At 69.6% G+C, this 15,740-nt stretch carries 15 protein-coding genes; 6 read left to right on the top strand and 9 right to left on the bottom strand.

Annotated elements, in window-relative coordinates:
* The first annotated feature begins 724 nt into the window (after positions 1-724).
* Positions 725-1,975, top strand: coding sequence for a flavin-containing monooxygenase (locus EOE48_RS03965; protein ID WP_127727473.1), 1,251 nt, complete (start codon positions 725-727; stop codon positions 1,973-1,975).
* 93 nt (positions 1,976-2,068) lie between these two features.
* On the opposite strand, the gene EOE48_RS03960 is transcribed toward EOE48_RS03965, so the two are convergent.
* The 9 genes from EOE48_RS03960 to EOE48_RS03920 form a co-directional block, all read right to left on the bottom strand.
* The gene (locus EOE48_RS03960; RefSeq protein WP_127727472.1) at positions 2,069-3,001 is read right to left on the bottom strand and encodes a 2-hydroxyacid dehydrogenase; all 933 of its coding nucleotides are present in this window, start codon (positions 2,999-3,001) and stop codon (positions 2,069-2,071) included.
* Positions 2,998-3,453 carry a type II 3-dehydroquinate dehydratase gene (locus tag EOE48_RS03955; RefSeq protein ID WP_127727471.1) on the bottom strand — a complete coding sequence of 152 codons (456 nt, stop codon included), beginning with the start codon at positions 3,451-3,453 and terminating at the stop codon, positions 2,998-3,000. Before EOE48_RS03955 ends, EOE48_RS03960 begins: the two co-directional genes overlap by 4 nt.
* Positions 3,454-3,595: 142 nt before the next feature.
* Positions 3,596-4,543 (bottom strand): LysR family transcriptional regulator, encoded by a 948-nt coding sequence (locus EOE48_RS03950; RefSeq protein ID WP_127727470.1) that lies wholly within the window; start codon positions 4,541-4,543, stop codon positions 3,596-3,598.
* Positions 4,544-4,602: 59 nt separating this feature from the next.
* Entirely contained in the window at positions 4,603-5,277 is a 675-nt protein-coding gene (locus EOE48_RS03945; RefSeq protein WP_127727469.1) for a DUF1028 domain-containing protein, read from the bottom strand.
* A complete protein-coding gene (locus EOE48_RS03940; RefSeq protein ID WP_127727468.1) occupies positions 5,274-5,696 on the bottom strand; it encodes a RidA family protein in 423 nt (140 codons plus the stop codon). Before EOE48_RS03940 ends, EOE48_RS03945 begins: the two co-directional genes overlap by 4 nt.
* Positions 5,693-6,916 carry an ABC transporter ATP-binding protein gene (locus EOE48_RS03935; RefSeq protein ID WP_127727467.1) on the bottom strand — a complete coding sequence of 408 codons (1,224 nt, stop codon included), beginning with the start codon at positions 6,914-6,916 and terminating at the stop codon, positions 5,693-5,695. The genes EOE48_RS03940 and EOE48_RS03935 overlap by 4 nt, the downstream gene beginning before the upstream one ends.
* Positions 6,897-7,715 carry an ABC transporter permease gene (locus EOE48_RS03930; RefSeq protein WP_127727466.1) on the bottom strand — a complete coding sequence of 273 codons (819 nt, stop codon included), beginning with the start codon at positions 7,713-7,715 and terminating at the stop codon, positions 6,897-6,899. The genes EOE48_RS03935 and EOE48_RS03930 overlap by 20 nt, the downstream gene beginning before the upstream one ends.
* On the bottom strand, positions 7,715-8,578 hold the full coding sequence (locus tag EOE48_RS03925) for an ABC transporter permease (RefSeq protein WP_127727465.1): 864 nt from the start codon (positions 8,576-8,578) through the stop codon (positions 7,715-7,717). Before EOE48_RS03925 ends, EOE48_RS03930 begins: the two co-directional genes overlap by 1 nt.
* A 79-nt stretch (positions 8,579-8,657) precedes the next feature.
* Positions 8,658-9,689, bottom strand: coding sequence for an ABC transporter substrate-binding protein (locus tag EOE48_RS03920; protein ID WP_127727490.1), 1,032 nt, complete (start codon positions 9,687-9,689; stop codon positions 8,658-8,660).
* A gap of 701 nt (positions 9,690-10,390) precedes the next feature.
* Here EOE48_RS03920 and EOE48_RS03915 point away from each other — a divergent pair.
* The 5 genes from EOE48_RS03915 (at position 10,391) to EOE48_RS03895 (ending at position 15,674) form a co-directional block, all read left to right on the top strand.
* Positions 10,391-11,443 (top strand): ABC transporter substrate-binding protein, encoded by a 1,053-nt coding sequence (locus EOE48_RS03915; RefSeq protein WP_127727464.1) that lies wholly within the window; start codon positions 10,391-10,393, stop codon positions 11,441-11,443.
* A gap of 162 nt (positions 11,444-11,605) precedes the next feature.
* Entirely contained in the window at positions 11,606-12,496 is an 891-nt protein-coding gene (locus tag EOE48_RS03910; RefSeq protein WP_127727463.1) for an ABC transporter permease, read from the top strand.
* Positions 12,493-13,290, top strand: a complete 798-nt coding sequence (locus EOE48_RS03905; protein ID WP_127727462.1) for an ABC transporter ATP-binding protein — start codon at positions 12,493-12,495, stop codon at positions 13,288-13,290. The genes EOE48_RS03910 and EOE48_RS03905 overlap by 4 nt, the downstream gene beginning before the upstream one ends.
* Positions 13,287-14,117: a carbon-nitrogen hydrolase family protein gene (locus EOE48_RS03900; protein WP_127727461.1), complete on the top strand. Its 831-nt coding sequence runs from the start codon at positions 13,287-13,289 to the stop codon at positions 14,115-14,117. Before EOE48_RS03905 ends, EOE48_RS03900 begins: the two co-directional genes overlap by 4 nt.
* Before the next feature lie 15 nt (positions 14,118-14,132).
* Positions 14,133-15,674, top strand: coding sequence for an amidohydrolase family protein (locus tag EOE48_RS03895; protein WP_127727460.1), 1,542 nt, complete (start codon positions 14,133-14,135; stop codon positions 15,672-15,674).
* Positions 15,675-15,740: the final 66 nt, after the last annotated feature.

Here is a 15,740-nt window from a genome sequence, read left to right as displayed (position 1 = left end):
ATCGTCGCCCTCGCCTACAACTGCCGGCGCCTCCACCGCTTGTGCCACGCCTGAGACCTCACGGCCCGCGCCACCCCCGCAAACGACACGCCCGTCAGATCAAAATACCAATCCGACAGGCTGCTAGGGCAATTCAGGCAGCGGGTGCCCCTCGCAAAACGCCAGTCGTGGCTAGGCAGCCGTACACCACGGAACAGTCTTCGTTCGCCCTGACCACTCCGGTGGCTGCTGATCCTGGCGAACGTGCACGCGGCGCCATTCCAGTCCGGACAATGCGGCTTCATACGAGAAGCCTGCTTCCATCGGCAGCGCTGATCGTGTCCCTCGGAGTGGTGTAGCCGACGGAGAGCGGGAGAGTCCGCCTGCGCGCCCCCACAGCGCCGGAGCGGGCGGGATCCCTCGCCGGGGGGTGGCCATCGGCAATGACGGGTTGGGATCGGGTTGCTGAGACCGACCGTGAACCCGGGGGTCCCCGATGGCCGACGCCATGACGAGCCTGCGGGCTGGCGTCTGCGTCAACTCCTATCCGGGCGGGCGCGGAAGCACAGTTCGTGTTTTCGAAAGCGGACCATCAAAAAATCAGACTTCTCTTCCCGGCCTGAATCCCGCAGCTTCGTCGCTCTCAGCCTGATCGGCGGCCACGTCTGCGACGCGATGATCCCTGCCGATCGGAGCAGCGGCGACCAGACGAGCGACCGAAGGCCTGGAATTTTCGGGAGACGACATGCCAGTTGAAGCCACCGATACCCTCGTGGTGGGGGGAGGCCAGTCGGGTATCGCGATGAGCGAGCATCTCAGCGCATCGAACATTCCGCACATCGTCCTGGAGCGCAAGCGGATCGCGGAAAACTGGACGTCGATGCGCTGGGACTCGCTGGTCGCCAACGGTCCGGCGTGGCACGACCGCTTCCCGAATCTGGCCTTCGACGACGTGCATCCGGATGCGTTCCCGGCCAAGGACCGCGTCGCGCGATACTTCAGCGATTACGCCGCCATGATCAAAGCGCCGATCCGCACCGGCGTGGAGGTCACGAAGGTCAAGCCCAGCCAGGGCCGCCACGGCTACGCCGTGACGACGTCGGAGGGCGTCATCGAGGCCCGGCGCGTGGTGGCGGCGACCGGACCCTTCCAGGTGCCCGCGTTCCCGCGCATCGTCCCGGCCGATGCCGTGGTCGATCAACTGCATTCGTCGGCCTACAGGAACCCCGGGCAATTGGCGGACGGGGCCGTCCTCGTCGTCGGCTGCGGCGCCTCGGGCTCGCAGATCGCCGAGGAACTCTGCAAGGCCGGACGGAGGGTCTACCTGTCGGTCGGCGAGCATTACCGCCCGCCTCGCGCGTATCGTCAGCGCGACTATTGCTGGTGGCTCGGCGCGCTCGGGCTGTGGGACGAGGTCAAGTCGAAGCGCAAGAAGAGACACGTCGCCTTCGCGGTGAGCGGCTATGACGGCGGACGGACGGTCGATTTCCGGCGCCTGGCTCATCAGGGCATCACCCTCGTCGGCGTGACCCGGTCCTACGAGAAGGGCCTCCTCCACTTCGAGAACGATCTCGCCAAGCACATCGCCGAGGGCGACGAGGCCTATTTCGACGTCCTGCGGGAGGCCGACGCCTATATCGAGCGCCGGGGGCTGGATCTCCCGGCCGAGCCCGAGGCGTGGCGGCGCTTCGACGATCCGGACTGTCTCAGACAGCCGATCCTCAGCCTCGACTTGTCGGCGTCGGGGATCGGCACCATCCTGTGGGCGACCGGGTTCAAGTACGATTTCAGCTGGCTGGAGGTCGATGCGTTCGACGAGCACGGCATGCCCCTGCACAAGCGGGGCATCTCGGCGGAGAACGGCATCTACTTCCTCGGCCTGCCGGACCTGACGAACCGCGCCTCGGCCTTCATCTACGGCTGCTGGCAGGACGCGAAACACATCGCCGACCACATCGTGATCCAGCGCAACTACGACGCCTATACCAGAGGGTGATCGGGACAGGGCGATCGGGTGAAACCCGATTGTCGATCCGGCGGGCGCGGTGCGCACCGCGCCCGCCATCGAGCGCCGCCCTGCGGGGCGCCGTCAGTATCCTTTCGTGAGGTCCACGCGGTGCTCCGGCGCCTCGCCGGCCCGCACCCGGCGGATGTTCCCGGCGATCTGCCGGGCGGCCGATTCGGGCAGCGCCACCGAGGCCAGATGGGGCGTGACGAGCACCGTCTCCATCGTCCAGAGCGGATGCCCCCGGGGGAGCGGCTCGGTCTCGAAGACGTCGAGGGTCGCAGCCCCGAGATGGCCCGAGCGCAGGGCCGCCACGAGGGCGGCCTCGTCGATCACCGCCCCGCGCGAGACGTTGACGAGCCTGGCGCCCCGTGGGAGCGCCGCGAGCTCGGCGGCGCCGATCAGCCGTCGGGTCTGCGCCGTCAGCGGCAGCATCACCACCAGGATCTCGGTCTGCGCGAGGAACGGGATCAGCGCGTCGGGACCCGCGTGGCAGGCGATCCCGGGAAGCGCCTTCGGCGTGCGCGACCAGCCGGCGACGGTGAAGCCCTGACGGGCGAGTTCGGTCGCCGCCGCGCTGCCGAGCTGTCCGAGGCCGAGTACGCCGACCCGGATCGCCCGCGCTTCGCGGGGATGGACGTAGTGCCACCGGCCGGCGCGCTGGGCCGCCTCGAAGGCCGGGATGTCGCGGGCGTAGCGCAGGACCGCGAACAGCACGTACTGCGTCATCATCCGCGCCATCTCGGGGTCGGACAGGCGCGTGACCGGCACGTCGGGCAGGTCGTCCCGGCCGACGAGGGCGTCGGCGCCCGCGCCGAGGATGGTGACGAGCCGCAGGCCCGGATGGCGGGCGAAGAAGCCGGCGGGCGGCTTCCAGACCAGGGCGTAGCGGACGTCGTCCTCCGGGCCGACCTCCTCCGGCGTCCGGACGCGGACGTCCGGCAGGAGGGATTCCAGCGCCTTCCGCCAGGGCTCGACCGGATCGACGGCGCTCGCGAAGACCAGGGTCTCGGTCACGGCCGGGCCTCCCGCACGAGGGTCGCCAGGGCGGTGATCGCGAGTTCGTAGCCGAGCCCGCCGAGCCCCGCGACCACGCCCGTCGCCGCCCGCGAGACGTAGGAATGGTGGCGGAAGGGCTCCCGCTTCCAGATGTTGCTCATGTGCACCTCGACGATGGGTCCGGGGAAGGCGAGGAGCGCATCGAGGATCGCGACCGAGGTGTAGGTGAGCCCGGCCGCGTTGATCGCGAGACCCGCAGCCGTGCCCCTGGCCTCCTGGATCCAGTCGATCAGCACGCCCTCGTGGTTCGACTGCCGGAAGTCGAGGGCGACGCCGACCGCGGCGGCATGGCGCTCGCACCGTGCCTTCAGCACCGGAAAGCTCTCGGTCCCGTAGGTGCCGTTCGGATCGAGCCCGTAGAGGTTGGCGTTCGGGCCGTTCAGGAACAGGATCGGGATCGGAGCGGTCATGCGGCATTCCTCGCGGGATTTCTCTGGAGCAGCGCCCGATCATGTTGCACTCAGGTGCTGCTCCAGGTCTCTGATTTTGCCGCATTTTCTACGACGAACCGGTATCCGCTTCGTCGGAAAATGCTGGAGCCGGGCGCGCGATTCAGCGCGGCACCCACCTCTCGATGGCCGGCGCGACCATGCCGGGGATGTAGGCGTCCGAGATGAAGGCCCGGCAATGGGTCTCGAACGCCTCGACGAGGCGCGAGCGGTTGAGCTGCTTCAGGCGCGCGAGGCCGATGCGCATCGGGCGGTGCGTGCCGGCCAGCCGCACCCGCCGCAGCCGTTTCCCGTCCAGGGCGAGGTCGGAGCGCGGGCGCACGTTGAACAGGGTGTAGCCGTGGCCGTTGGCCACCATGGTGCGCACCACCTCCTGGTGGGCGGAGCGCGCGACGATCCTCGGTTGCAATCCCTCGGCCATGAACAGAGCGAGGAAGTACTCGCGGCTCAGCGGCAGATCGAGCAGGATCATGGGCTCGTCGACGAGATCGGCCATCGCCACCGCGGCGTGATCCGCCAGCGGGTGCCCCTCCGCCACCAGCACGTGCGGCGGCAGGTCGACGAACGGGGTGAAGTGGATGTCGTCCGGCACATGCAGGTCGTAGGTCAGCGCGACTTCGGTCTCGGACCGGCGCAGGCCGGCGAGGAGCTGTTCCTGGTCGCCCTCGACGTAGCGGATCTGGGTGGCGGGAAAGGCCGTGGTGAAGGCGTGGGCGAGTTCGGGGACCAGCATCGGCGCGAGGGTCACCATGCAGCCGAGCGAGAGCGGACCCCGCACCTGGCCGCCGGCGTCGGAGGCCAGGGCATAGAGGCCCTCGGCCTGCTCGACGAGGGCCTTGGCCTCGCGCAGCACCTCGCGCCCGATCGGCGTCAGCGACAGCCCCTGGGCGTGGTGGCGGACGAAGAGTTGCACCGACAGCTCCCGCTCCAGATGGGCGATGGCCGTCGAGATCGCGGGCTGCGAGATGCGGATGCGCTCGGAGGCGAGCGTGATGCTGCCGGTCTGGCCGGCCGCGATGAAGTATTCGAGCTGGCGCAGGGTGAACCGCATCCGCTGCCCCCGGCGTGCGGCCGGGTCGACCGCGATGCCGCCGCGCGTCTCGTCCTCGTCTATCGATCGCCCGGTACTCCGTAGCTCGGCGCGGCGGCCGGGTCGAGGGCGCGCACGACGTAGGCGTCCAGTTGCGGCCGGTAGAGGCCCCACAACGCCGCGAGCGCCTCGACGGGGCAATCCTGCGTCCAGTCGACCCGCAGGTCCGCCACCGGCCAGGGGACCTCGCGCACCAGCATCAGCCCGGCCGAATGCACCGGCCCGGCCTCCCCGCCGGCGGCCAGCGCCGCCCGCATGGCGGCGAGCAGGCGGTCGCCGAGATGGCCGGGCGCCGCCAGGAACGCCTCGACCATCGCCTGCGGCACCCGCGCATCCGCCAGGAGGTTACCGCCGCAGGCGACGTCCGCGGCCCGCGCCTCTCCCCAGAGGCCGAGCGCCTTCGGGCCGGAATGGATCGCCGTGCCGCCCGCCGCGTCCACGGCGAGCACCTGGCGGTACTCCATCGGGCCGCCGGTCCGCCGCAGCACGGCGACGGCCTCGGCCGCGTCGGCGCCGAGCGCCATCAGGTCGAGGGCGCGCCGCCCCAGAGCCGGATCGGTCACGTTCTGGCTCGCCACCGCGCCGATTCCCGCGCGGGCATGGGCGCAGCGCGCCGCCACCGCGGGCGAGGAGGACGAGACGGCGACCCCGAACATGCCGGTCGATGCGCAGCGCGCCACGATCGAGAAGGTCATGCCTCCTCCGGGATCACCGCGATGGCGTCGATCTCGACGAGCCATTCGGGCCGGGCGAGCGCGGAGACCACGATCCCGGTCGAGACCGGGTGGACGCCCTTCAGCCAGCGCCCGACGGTGCGGTAGACCGGCTCGCGGTAGCGCGGGTCGACGAGGTAGATCGTGATCTTGCAGACGTGCTCCAGCGTCGCGCCGGCCTCCTCCAGCAGCATGGCGATGTTGGCCATCGCCTTCTCGGCCTGACCGGCCGCGTCCCCGATCGCGACGCTCTCGGAGGTGTCGAGATCCTGACCGATCTGCCCGCGCACGAAGACCATCTGGCCGCGCGCCACGACGGTCTGGCAGAGGTCGTTGTCGAGCTGCTGCTCGGGATAGGTGTCGCGGGTGTTGAAGGGGCGGATCCGCTTGTGGACGGTCATCGGGTCGATCCTGGCTCGGGCGGGAGTGACGAGGGGCGGGAATCCGGCGGGCCCTGCGGGAGCGGCGAGGGCGCCGCGTCCCGGGCCGGGAACGCCGCGAGACCGCCCTGGGGCACGACGAGGCCGACCGGCGTCCCGGGCGCGTAGGTGGCCAGGGCGCCCTGCCCCGGCATCCGCACCACGACGCGCCCGCCCTCCGCGAGGTCGGCGTGCAGATCGATGTGGGAGCCCTGGTAGACGAGGGCCGCGACCCGGGCCGGCAGGGTCCCGGCCTCGCCCGCTTGACGCACGGCGAGATGGTCCGGCCGCACGAACACGTCCACCTCCTCCCCCACCGCGCAGCCGCGCAGGGTCGCCGCCTCGACGTCCCGGCGCAGGTCGCGGATCGCGACCGTGGCGCGCTCGCCGGCGCGGGCCAGGAGGCTGGCGGGCAACAGGTTCACGTCGCCGATGAAGCCCGCCACGAAGCGGTCCTGCGGATGCCGGTAGACCTCGTCGGGCGTGCCGGTCTGGCGGACCCGTCCGGCCGACATCACCACGATCCGGTCCGACAGGCTCAGCGCCTCGCTCTGGTCGTGGGTGACGAACACCGTCGTCACGCCGAGCCGGCGCTGGATCTCCTTCAGCTCGACCTGCATCGCACCGCGGAGGTTCTTGTCGAGGGCCGAGAACGGCTCGTCGAGGAGCAGCACCTTCGGCCGGATGACGAGGGCGCGGGCGAGCGCCACGCGCTGCTGCTGGCCGCCGGAGAGCTGGCGGGGCGAGCGGTCCGAAAAGCCCGACAGCTTCACGAGGGCGAGGGCCGCGTCGACACGCTCGGCGATCTCGCGTCTGGGCACCCCGCGCATCCGCAGGCCGTAGCCGACGTTCTTCGCGACGCTCATGTGCGGGAACAGGGCGTAGTTCTGGAAGACGATGCCGATCTCGCGCTCGTAGGCCGGCGTGGAGGTCACGAGGTCCCCGCCGATGAAGATCTCGCCGGCATCCGCCTCCAGGAACCCCGCCATCAGGTTGAGCAGGGTGGTCTTGCCGCAGCCCGAGGGCCCGAGGAGCGTCAGGAACTCGCCCTGCTCGACCCGCAGCCACGTCTCCTCCAGCGCGGTCGCCGCGCCGAAGCGCTTCACCACCCCGTCGAGGCGCACGGCCGGGACGGGGCGGGGATTCGCGGCGGTGCCGGGCAGGCTCGCCGGCGGGGAACGATCAGCGGCCTTGCTCAACATTCAGCACCTTGCCGAGCCCGAGGAACGTGTTGGCGACGGTCAGGAGCGCGGCCGTCACCGCGATGTAGATCACCGAGACCGCCGCGAGCGTCGGATCCGCGAATTCGCGGACGTAGCCGTACATCGCCACCGGCAGCGTCTGGGTCGCCTGTCCGGTCACGAACAGCGAGGCGGTGAACTCGTTGAAGGACAGGATCGCGGCGAAAAGCCAGCCGCTGAACAGGCCGGGGGCGAGCAGCGGCAGGGTGATGGTGCCGAGCACCCGGCCCGGCCGGGCGCCGAGGCTGGCGGCGGCGAGCTCCAGCCGCTCGTCGATGTTCTGCAGCGAGATGTAGACGCTGCGGATCACGAAGGGCAGCACCACGATCACGTGGGTGAGCACCACCACCGCGAAGCCCCGCGCCGCGCCGATCCCGGTCGCCAGGACCAGGAGGCCCAGCCCGATCGTGAAGTGCGGCACGATCAGCGGCGAGAGCAGCACGCCCTCGAGGCCGCCCTTGAGGCGGAAGACGTAGCGCTTCAGGGCGATGGCGAAGCCGGTGCCGACGGCGAGCGCGAGGGTGGAGGCCCAGGCGGTGACCACGAGACTGTTCCACAGCCCGATCCGGAAGTCGCGGTAGGTCAGCGCCCGGGCGAACCAGCGCGTCGAGTACCCGGCTGGCGGAAAGCTCAGGATGGCCCGGTCGTTGAACGCCGCGAGCGTCACCACGAAGGCCGGCAGCACGAGGAAGGCGAGGATCAGCCCGACGAGCAGCCGGCCGGAGAGGCCGAGGATCCGGGTGTGGAGGCGGCGGCGCATCAATGGCCCCCCAGGGCTTCGAGCGGCCGGGTGGCGCGCCGGACGAGCCACATCGTGCCGAGGGCCAGGACGAGGCCGGCGAGGCTCAGGGAGGCCGCCACCGGAAAGTTGAACGAGGAGAGACCGAGCTGGTAGACCAGCGTCGAGACCACCGAGACCTTGCCGCCCCCGATCACCTGCGGCGTGGCGAAGGCGCTGAAGGTCCAGGCGAAGGCCGTGGTGAAGCCCGCCACCACGCCCGGCATCGACAGGGGCAGGGTCACGGTGAGGAAGGCCCGGACCGGACCGGCGCCGAGGCTCTGGGCGGCGCGCTCGTAGTCGCGGTCGATATGGGCGAGCGCCGCCGCCAGCATGACGACCATCACGGGCAGCGTCACGTGGACGAGGGCGACGATCACCCCGAACTCGGTGAACATGAGCTGGATCGGGCGCTCGATCAGGCCGAGCTGGCGCAACGTCGCGTTGACGAAGCCGGCATGGCCGAGCACCACCGTCCACGCATAGGTGCGCACGACCTCGCCGAGGAAGAGCGGCGTCACCGCGACGACCAGGATGACCGACTTCAGCACGACCGAGCGCGTCCGCACCAGGGCGTAGGCGACGGGATAGCCGACCAGGAGGGTGATCAGCGCCGTCTCGAAGCAGATCAGCACGGTGTCGCGCAGGGCCCGCAACACGATCGGGCGGCCGAGATCCGCGAGGTTGTCCAGCGTGAACCCGCCGATGTCGAGGGAGCCCGGCAGGTAGGCGTGCAGGCTGTAGCGCAGGATCGCCGCCAGGGCGGCGACGACCGCGGCCGCCACCAGCACGGCCGGGGTCACGAACAGGGCCAGGAACGGCCTGCGTCGGATCGCGGATCTCATGACGTCCTCAGGTCGTCGGACGGTTGTCCGCGCCGGGTTCCGGATGCGGGAGCAGGATCGATGAACCCGGCCACCCTGGTCAGCGCGCCATGATGTTCTCGGCGAACCACTTGCGCCAGACGGCGGTCTTCTCGGCCCTGAGCTTCGGGTCGATGTTGATCGCCTGGGTCTTCCACTGCTCGGCGGTGGTGAACACGCCCGGCAGCTTGGCGGTCTCGGGGTCGACCTTGGCGTTGGTGACCGTGGGGCTGCCCTTCTTGAGCCGGGCGATCTTGGCCTGCACCTCCGGGTCGAGGGCGATGTTGATGAACTTGTAGGCCAGTTCCGCCTTCTTCGAGCCCTTGTTGATCGCCACGGTATCGATGCCGAGCACCCCGCCCTCCTTCGGGATGACGACGGTGACCGGCACGTCCTGGCCCTTCATGTAGTAGGCGTTCATGGTCAGCACGACCTGGACCGGCGTCTCGCCGGTGGCGATGAGCTGCTGGCTGTTGGCGTCGTTGGTGTAGAAGGCCCGGAAGTTGGGCTTCAGCGCCTTGAGCTTCTCCTGACCCTTCTCCCAGGTCGCCGGATCTCCGCCCGAGAGCAGCGCCGAGACAGCGATGATGTGGCTCGGATCGAAATCGGGCGCGGCGATGCTGTTGTTGAGCTTCGGATCCCAGAGGTCGGCCCAGGACTGGAAGGTCATGCCCTTCGGCGCCAGGTCCTGGCGGTAGCCGATCGTGTAGACGTAGCCCCAGGTGCCGAGATGGGCCGGGCTGACCCTGGCCTGCTCGACGAGGTTGGCCGCGTTCGGGATCTTCGCGAGGTCGAGGGTCTCGAACAGGCCGTCGTTGACGTAGAGCCAGCCGACATGGGCGGTTGTGAAGGTGACGTCGCTCTCCGGCGAGTCCTTGGCGAGCTTCGCCTTGTTCAGCCGGTCGATGGTGCCGCCGGTGACGTACTCGACGTCGACGCCGGTCTCGGCCTTGAACTTCGAGGCGATCGCCTCGTCGATCAGGTCGCGGAAGCTGCCACCCCAGGTACTGACGACGAGCCGTTCGGCCGCCTGCCCCGACACGGCTGACGCGAGAAGAATCGAGGCGGCGAAGAGAGGGGGCAAAAGGCGCATCACGGGAGGGGTTCCTCTTGGTAGCTGGCCGTCGATGAGTCTTGCAATTGAGGTGCCAATCACACCAGTCGACCATCAGCGGACGGTCCCACCGAACGATCGTCGAGACTTTCGTTTCCACCCGCTCAGTCGAGTTCCGGGCTTTGATACAGCCGGACGTACAGGATGAATACTGTTCGCGACCTCGGATTCCCGGGGCCGATCGACCCGCGAGTCGGCACGGCGCACGTCCCGTCGATGCATTCGAGAGCGGGCGCCTACGCAGCGATCCTCTGCTTTGAAGCGAAGACTAAACGGCTACGGAAGATCGTAAATTACGATTTCCGGATGCGCCTGGATCGGAAATTTTGAGGTAGAGGGTACCGGACGGCCCTGTCCGGGTCCTCGGCGGCGATCGTCTCCGGCCTGAGCCCGCACGGCGCGGCGCGATCGTGTCCCATGACGTGGTGGACCAGCCGCGGCTACACCGCGTCATGGGACACGACCTCGACGACATCATCGTCCTCCGCTGCTGGCACGCAGCTTGCGTATCTTGTCTCGCAGCGCAGAGCCAGAGCGGCTCTTGTCGGGTTGGCGTGCCCATCGTCGGGTGTCCGCTGAGGGTCCGCCCGGCCATGCGCGCATGGTCGAGCGGTCTCGCCGAGTCCGCGGTGAGAGTGCCATTCACCGGATGTCCACGTCTTCGGGACGGGACGTAAGCCATGTGCGATCGTGACGGGTCGTTTTACCGTAACCTCTCCCGGCGAGGCTTTCTCGGCCGGAGTGCCGGCGCTGCGGTGGCGATCGCCCTGCCGGCGCATCTCGCGACCCTGCTGGCGCCGAGCCCTGCCGCGGCGGGCACCACGCTGAAGGCCACCCATGGCTCCGGCTTCTGCAACATGGGCATGTTTCTCGCCAAGGAGCGGGGGCTGACCAAGGCGGACGGCGTCGATCTCGACTTCGTGGTGACGCCGTCGAACACCGAGATCACCACGATGTTCGGGGCCGGGCTCGTCGACATGTCGATGATCCCATACTCGAACTTCATGACCCTGTACGATGCCGGCGCGCCGGTGCGGATCGTCGCCGGCGGCGGCGTCGAGGGCTGCATCATCGTGGCCCGCGAGGGCATCGACGCGGCGGCCGACCTCAAGGGCAAGACCTTCGGCACCTTCCAGGCCGATACCCTCGAAGTGCTGCCCTACGACTACCTGAAGAAGGCCGGGATGAGCTTTCGCGATGTCGACGTGAAGTACCTCGACACCTCGCCGGAACTGGCCCAGGCGTTCATGGCCGGCGCCCTCGATGCGATCTGCCACATCGAGCCTTATGCCTCGCAATGCGTCATCGGCCGCAAGGGTGCGAAGGTGCTCTCGAACGGCACCGACGTCTACGGCAAGGGCTACTCGGATTGCGTGCTCGCGGTCCGCGCCCCGCTCATCAAAAGCAACCCGGGCGCCGTGAAGGCAGTGATCAAGGCGCTGTTCGTCGCCCAGTCCCAGGCCGAGACGGACAAGACCGCTGCCCTGAAGGATACGGTCGGCAAATACTACAAGACCAGCATGGAGGCGGCGATCGACGCCTCCGCCAAGCAGCCGATCGTGGTCGACCAGCGCGACCAGACGAAGTTCATCATCGCGCGCGGCAGCTCGATGCAGGAACTCGGCTACGTCAAGAAGGCTCCGGACGAGGGCGCTTTCGACTGGAGCCTGCTCGAAGCCGTGATCGCCGAGAACAAGGGGCTCTACGACGGCCTGAAGCTGAAGGCCGCCTAAGCATATTTCGCAAAAGTGGTCGCCGGTTTTGCGACAAAAATCTGCGGCAACAAACATCTAAGCGGACGAAGCGCTGGTCTGCCAACGCAAGTCTGCTTGGACGCCTTGCATCCGGCCGGGCGCGGGCCCGGCCGCCCCTCCTCCCGCACGGACACTCGCCTCGTGACCTCACACGCACGGATCGGACCGATCCCGGCGCCGGTGCGCGCCGCGCTGCCCGGGCTGTCGCCCGCCTGGCGCCGACGCCTCGCCAGCCTGTTCTGGGGGCTCGTCTCCCTCGGCCTGTTCGCCGGGCTGTGGGAGGGCTTGTGGGCCCTCGACCTCGTCAACCCGCTGCTGCTGCCACCGCCCCACCTGTTCCTGGCCGACATCCCCGGGACGCTGCGCTACTTCGACCGCTCCAACCGGATCGGCAGTTTGGCCGGCGGCGGCGGAGTCGCGGCTTTGCTGATCACCATGGGCTGGACGACGATGCGGGTCTTCGTCGGCCTTGGTCTGGGTTTCGTCTGCGGCGTGCTGGTCGGGGCGCTGGTCCATTACGTGCGAGCCTTGCGCAACCTGCTCCTGCCGACGGTGCTGCTGCTCGCGCCGATCTCCCCGGTGGCGTGGCTGCCGGTTGCCATCTTCGTCTTCGGCATCGGCGACAAGCCGGCGATCTTCCTCGTCTTCATCACGCTGTTCTTCACCATCGTGCTCTCGACGGGAGCGCAGATCGAGAGCGTGCCGAAGACCTACATCCACGTCGCCCGCATCATGGGCGCCACCGGGCGGCAGACCTTCTGGCGGGTGGTGTTGCCGGCGATCCTGCCGAGCCTGTTCATGACGCTACGGCTCAACCTCTTCGCCGCCTGGATGGTGGTGCTGATCGCGGAGACGGTCGGGGTCGGGACCGGGCTCGGGCAGATCACCTCGATGGCGCGCTCGACCTTCAACGCCAAGCTCGTCTTCTTCACCATGGCGATCGTCGGCGTGCTCGGCTTCCTGTCCGATTTCGCCCTGCGCCAGGTCCAGCGGAAGATGCTGTGGTGGGTCGGCCCGGGAGGCGCCCGATGACCCGCCCCGCCGTCACGATCCGCGACGTTTCGAAGCGCTGGATGCCGGAGGGCCGGGCCCCGGTCCAGGCGCTGGCCGACCTCGATTTCGAGGTGGCTCCGGGCGAGTTCGTGGTGCTGCTCGGGCCCTCCGGCTGCGGGAAGTCCACCCTGCTGTACATGATCGCCGGACTGGAGGATGTCAGCGGTGGCGAGATCCTGGCGGAGGGCGAGCCCGTCACGGGTCCGAGCGCCGAGCGCGGTCTGATCTTCCAGGACGCTTCGCTGTTTCCCTGGCTCACCATCGCCGACAACGTCGCCTTCGGCCTCGCCGTCCAGCACGTACCGCCGGTCAAGCGGCGCGAGATCGCGGTCGAGATGCTGCGCCGGGTCGGGCTCGGCGACATGCTCGACAAGAAGCCGGACGAATTGTCCGGCGGCATGCGCCAGCGCGCGGCCTGCGCCCGGGCGCTCGCCATGCGGCCGAAGGTGCTGATGATGGACGAGCCCTTCGCGGCCCTCGACGTGCAGACCCGCTCGCGGATGCAGGATTTCCTGCTCCAGATCTGGCGCGACAGCGGCGCCTCGGTTCTCCTCGTCACCCATTCCATCGACGAGGCGATCTCGCTCGCCGACCGGGTGGTGGTGTTCACCGCCCGTCCCGGGCGGGTGAAGACGATCGTGCCGATCGACCTGCCGCGGCCGCGGCCGTCGCGGGACCCGCGCTACCACGCCTATCGCGACCTGTTCACGGAGCTGCTCGGCGCCGAGGTCGACCGCGCCTTCGCCGAGCAGGAGGCCGCCGCAGCGCGATGACATCCCTCATCCGCGTCGCCGCGATCCCGGTCGGCCCGGCCGGGCACGATCCGGACACTCTGTGGCGGGAGGTCGAGGCGGGGGTCTCCGAGGCCGCCGCCGCGGGCGCCGGCCTCGCCGTCCTGCCGGAGCTGACGGTGCTTCCCTACGTGGCGGGCGAGGATCCGGCGCGCTGGCGCCCCCTCGCCGAGCCGGCGGACGGACCCACCGCCCGCCGCATGGGGGCGCTCGCGCGCCGCCATGGACTCGCCCTGGTATTCGGCCTGGCGTTCTCCGAGCACGGCGAGACGCTGCCGCTCAATGCGGCGCTCCTCGCCCAATCGGACGGCAGCATCGTCCGGATCGCGGCCAAGCACCGGCTTCCGCCGCCGTCGCCCGGCGACGACTTCGGCGAGGCCGACCATTTCCGAGCCGGTCCCGCGGCGGCGCAGGCCGTGCGGGTCGGGTTCCCGGGTGGTGGCTCACTCCGGGTCGCGGGCCTCGTCTGCTACGACAGGCGCTTTCCGGAGGCCTGGGACGTGGCGGCGGCCGGGGCCGACCTCGTCGCGGTGCTGGTCGCCGGGCCGGCGCCCCAGGATCCCCCCGGCTTCTTTGCCGCCGAACTCGCCGGCCACGCCCGGCGCTGCCGCGTCGCGGCGGTGGCGGCCGCGCGCTACGGCACCGAGCGGGGCCTCGGCCGGCCGGTGCGGCACGACGGCGACAGCCTGGTGGTCGGACCGGACGGTCGCCTCCTCGCGGCATGGCGGCCCGACGCGCCACGCCCGGTCCTCGGCCCCGTGATCGGTTCCATGCCGGATACCGTCCGGCTCCCCCTTCTTACAGCGTAACGGAACACCAAACCCATGGCAGAGCTCATCGTCCAGGCCGGCTGGATCGTCACCGGGATCAAGGACCGCAACACGCCGGTAATCGTCGAGAATGGTGCCGTGCTCTCGCGCGACGGCGTGATCGTGGCGGTCGGCCCGGTCGAGGAGATGCAGCGGACGGCACCCGCCGCGGAGCTGCGCCGCTATCCCGGCCACGTCATGCTGCCGGGCTTCGTCAACAGCCACCACCATGTCGGGCTCACCCCGCTCCAGCTCGGCTCGCCCGACTACGCCCTGGAATTGTGGTTCGCGAGCCGCCTGCCGGCCCGGCGCCTCGACCTCACCCTCGACACGCTCTACTCCGCCTTCGAGATGGTGGCCTCCGGCATCACCACGGTCCAGCACATCCAGGGCTGGATGGCCGGCGGCTACGAGGCCATCCACGCCTCCGCGACCAAGACCCTGAACGGCTACCGCAGCCTCGGGATGCGCGCCTCCTACTGCTACGCCGTCCGCGAGCAGAACCGGCTCGTCTACGAGGCGGACGAGGCGTTCTGCGCTCGCCTGCCGGCCGATCTCGGGGACCAGCTCGCCGCCCACCTCAAGGCGCAGGCGATGCCGTTTGCCGACTTCCTGCGACTGTTCGACCAGCTCCGGGAGGAGAACGAGGGTCATCGCCTGACCCGGATCCAGCTGGCGCCAGCCAACCTCCACTGGTGCACCGACGAGGGACTGGCGGCACTCCACGACAAGTCCCGCTCCGCCGGCGTGCCGATGCACATGCATCTGCTGGAGACCGCCTACCAGAAGGAATATGCCCGCCGCCGCACCGGCAAGACCGCGCTCCGCCATCTCCACGATCTCGGCGTGCTCGGGCCGCACATGACTCTCGGCCACGGCGTCTGGCTCAATGAGGAGGACATCGACATCGTCGCGCAGACCGGCACCTGCATCTGCCACAATTGCTCGTCGAACTTCCGGCTGCGCTCGGGGCTCGCCCCGCTGAACGCCTGGGAGAAGAAGGGCATCACGGTCGGGATGGGGCTCGACGAGGCGGGCATCAACGACGACCGCGACATGCTCCAGGAACTGCGGCTGGCGCTCCGGGTCCACCGGGTGCCCGGCATGGACGACGACGACGTGCCGACCCCGTCGCAGGTGGTGAAGATGGCGACCGAATCGGGCGCCATGACCACCGCCTTCGGGGCCGAGATCGGCCGCCTCGATCCCGGCCGCCACTTCGATGCGTCGCTGATCGATTGGAAGCGCGCCACCTACCCGTTCCAGGATCCCGACATCCCGGTGCTCGACGCCCTGGTCCAGCGCGCCAAGACCGAGTGCGTCGATGCGGTCTATATCGACGGCGAGCTGGTCTATGCGGATGGCCGCTTCACCAGGGTCGACCGGGATGCCGTCCTGGCCGAGATCGCCGACGTGCTCGGACGCCCGCGCTCGCCCGAGGAGGTGGCACGGCGCGAGCTCGGCCGGGCGGTCTTCCCGCACGTGAAGGCGTTCTATGCCGATTACCTGCCGGCGGCACCGGGCAACCCGTTCTACGCCGGCTCGTCGATGCGATAGGGGCATCCTCCAACGCCGCAGGCCCCGGCTTGCCGGAACCGCGAGAGAGGCAGGGGCATGGCGCCT

The sequence above is a fragment of the Methylobacterium oryzihabitans genome (genome assembly GCF_004004555.2).
GTDB lineage: Bacteria > Pseudomonadota > Alphaproteobacteria > Rhizobiales > Beijerinckiaceae > Methylobacterium > Methylobacterium oryzihabitans.
This window is presented reverse-complemented; position numbering and strand designations above follow the sequence as displayed.

Coding starts and splice junctions, on each gene's coding strand:
- EOE48_RS03925 (WP_127727465.1), bottom strand. CDS start 8,578: ATGAGATCCGCGATCCGACGCAGGCCGTTCCTGGCCCTGTTCGTGACC.
- EOE48_RS03965 (WP_127727473.1), top strand. CDS start 725: ATGCCAGTTGAAGCCACCGATACCCTCGTGGTGGGGGGAGGCCAGTCG.
- EOE48_RS03940 (WP_127727468.1), bottom strand. CDS start 5,696: ATGACCGTCCACAAGCGGATCCGCCCCTTCAACACCCGCGACACCTAT.
- EOE48_RS03900 (WP_127727461.1), top strand. CDS start 13,287: ATGACATCCCTCATCCGCGTCGCCGCGATCCCGGTCGGCCCGGCCGGG.
- EOE48_RS03945 (WP_127727469.1), bottom strand. CDS start 5,277: ATGACCTTCTCGATCGTGGCGCGCTGCGCATCGACCGGCATGTTCGGG.
- EOE48_RS03905 (WP_127727462.1), top strand. CDS start 12,493: ATGACCCGCCCCGCCGTCACGATCCGCGACGTTTCGAAGCGCTGGATG.
- EOE48_RS03935 (WP_127727467.1), bottom strand. CDS start 6,916: ATGTTGAGCAAGGCCGCTGATCGTTCCCCGCCGGCGAGCCTGCCCGGC.
- EOE48_RS03895 (WP_127727460.1), top strand. CDS start 14,133: ATGGCAGAGCTCATCGTCCAGGCCGGCTGGATCGTCACCGGGATCAAG.
- EOE48_RS03920 (WP_127727490.1), bottom strand. CDS start 9,689: ATGCGCCTTTTGCCCCCTCTCTTCGCCGCCTCGATTCTTCTCGCGTCA.
- EOE48_RS03930 (WP_127727466.1), bottom strand. CDS start 7,715: ATGCGCCGCCGCCTCCACACCCGGATCCTCGGCCTCTCCGGCCGGCTG.
- EOE48_RS03955 (WP_127727471.1), bottom strand. CDS start 3,453: ATGACCGCTCCGATCCCGATCCTGTTCCTGAACGGCCCGAACGCCAAC.
- EOE48_RS03915 (WP_127727464.1), top strand. CDS start 10,391: ATGTGCGATCGTGACGGGTCGTTTTACCGTAACCTCTCCCGGCGAGGC.
- EOE48_RS03950 (WP_127727470.1), bottom strand. CDS start 4,543: ATGCGGTTCACCCTGCGCCAGCTCGAATACTTCATCGCGGCCGGCCAG.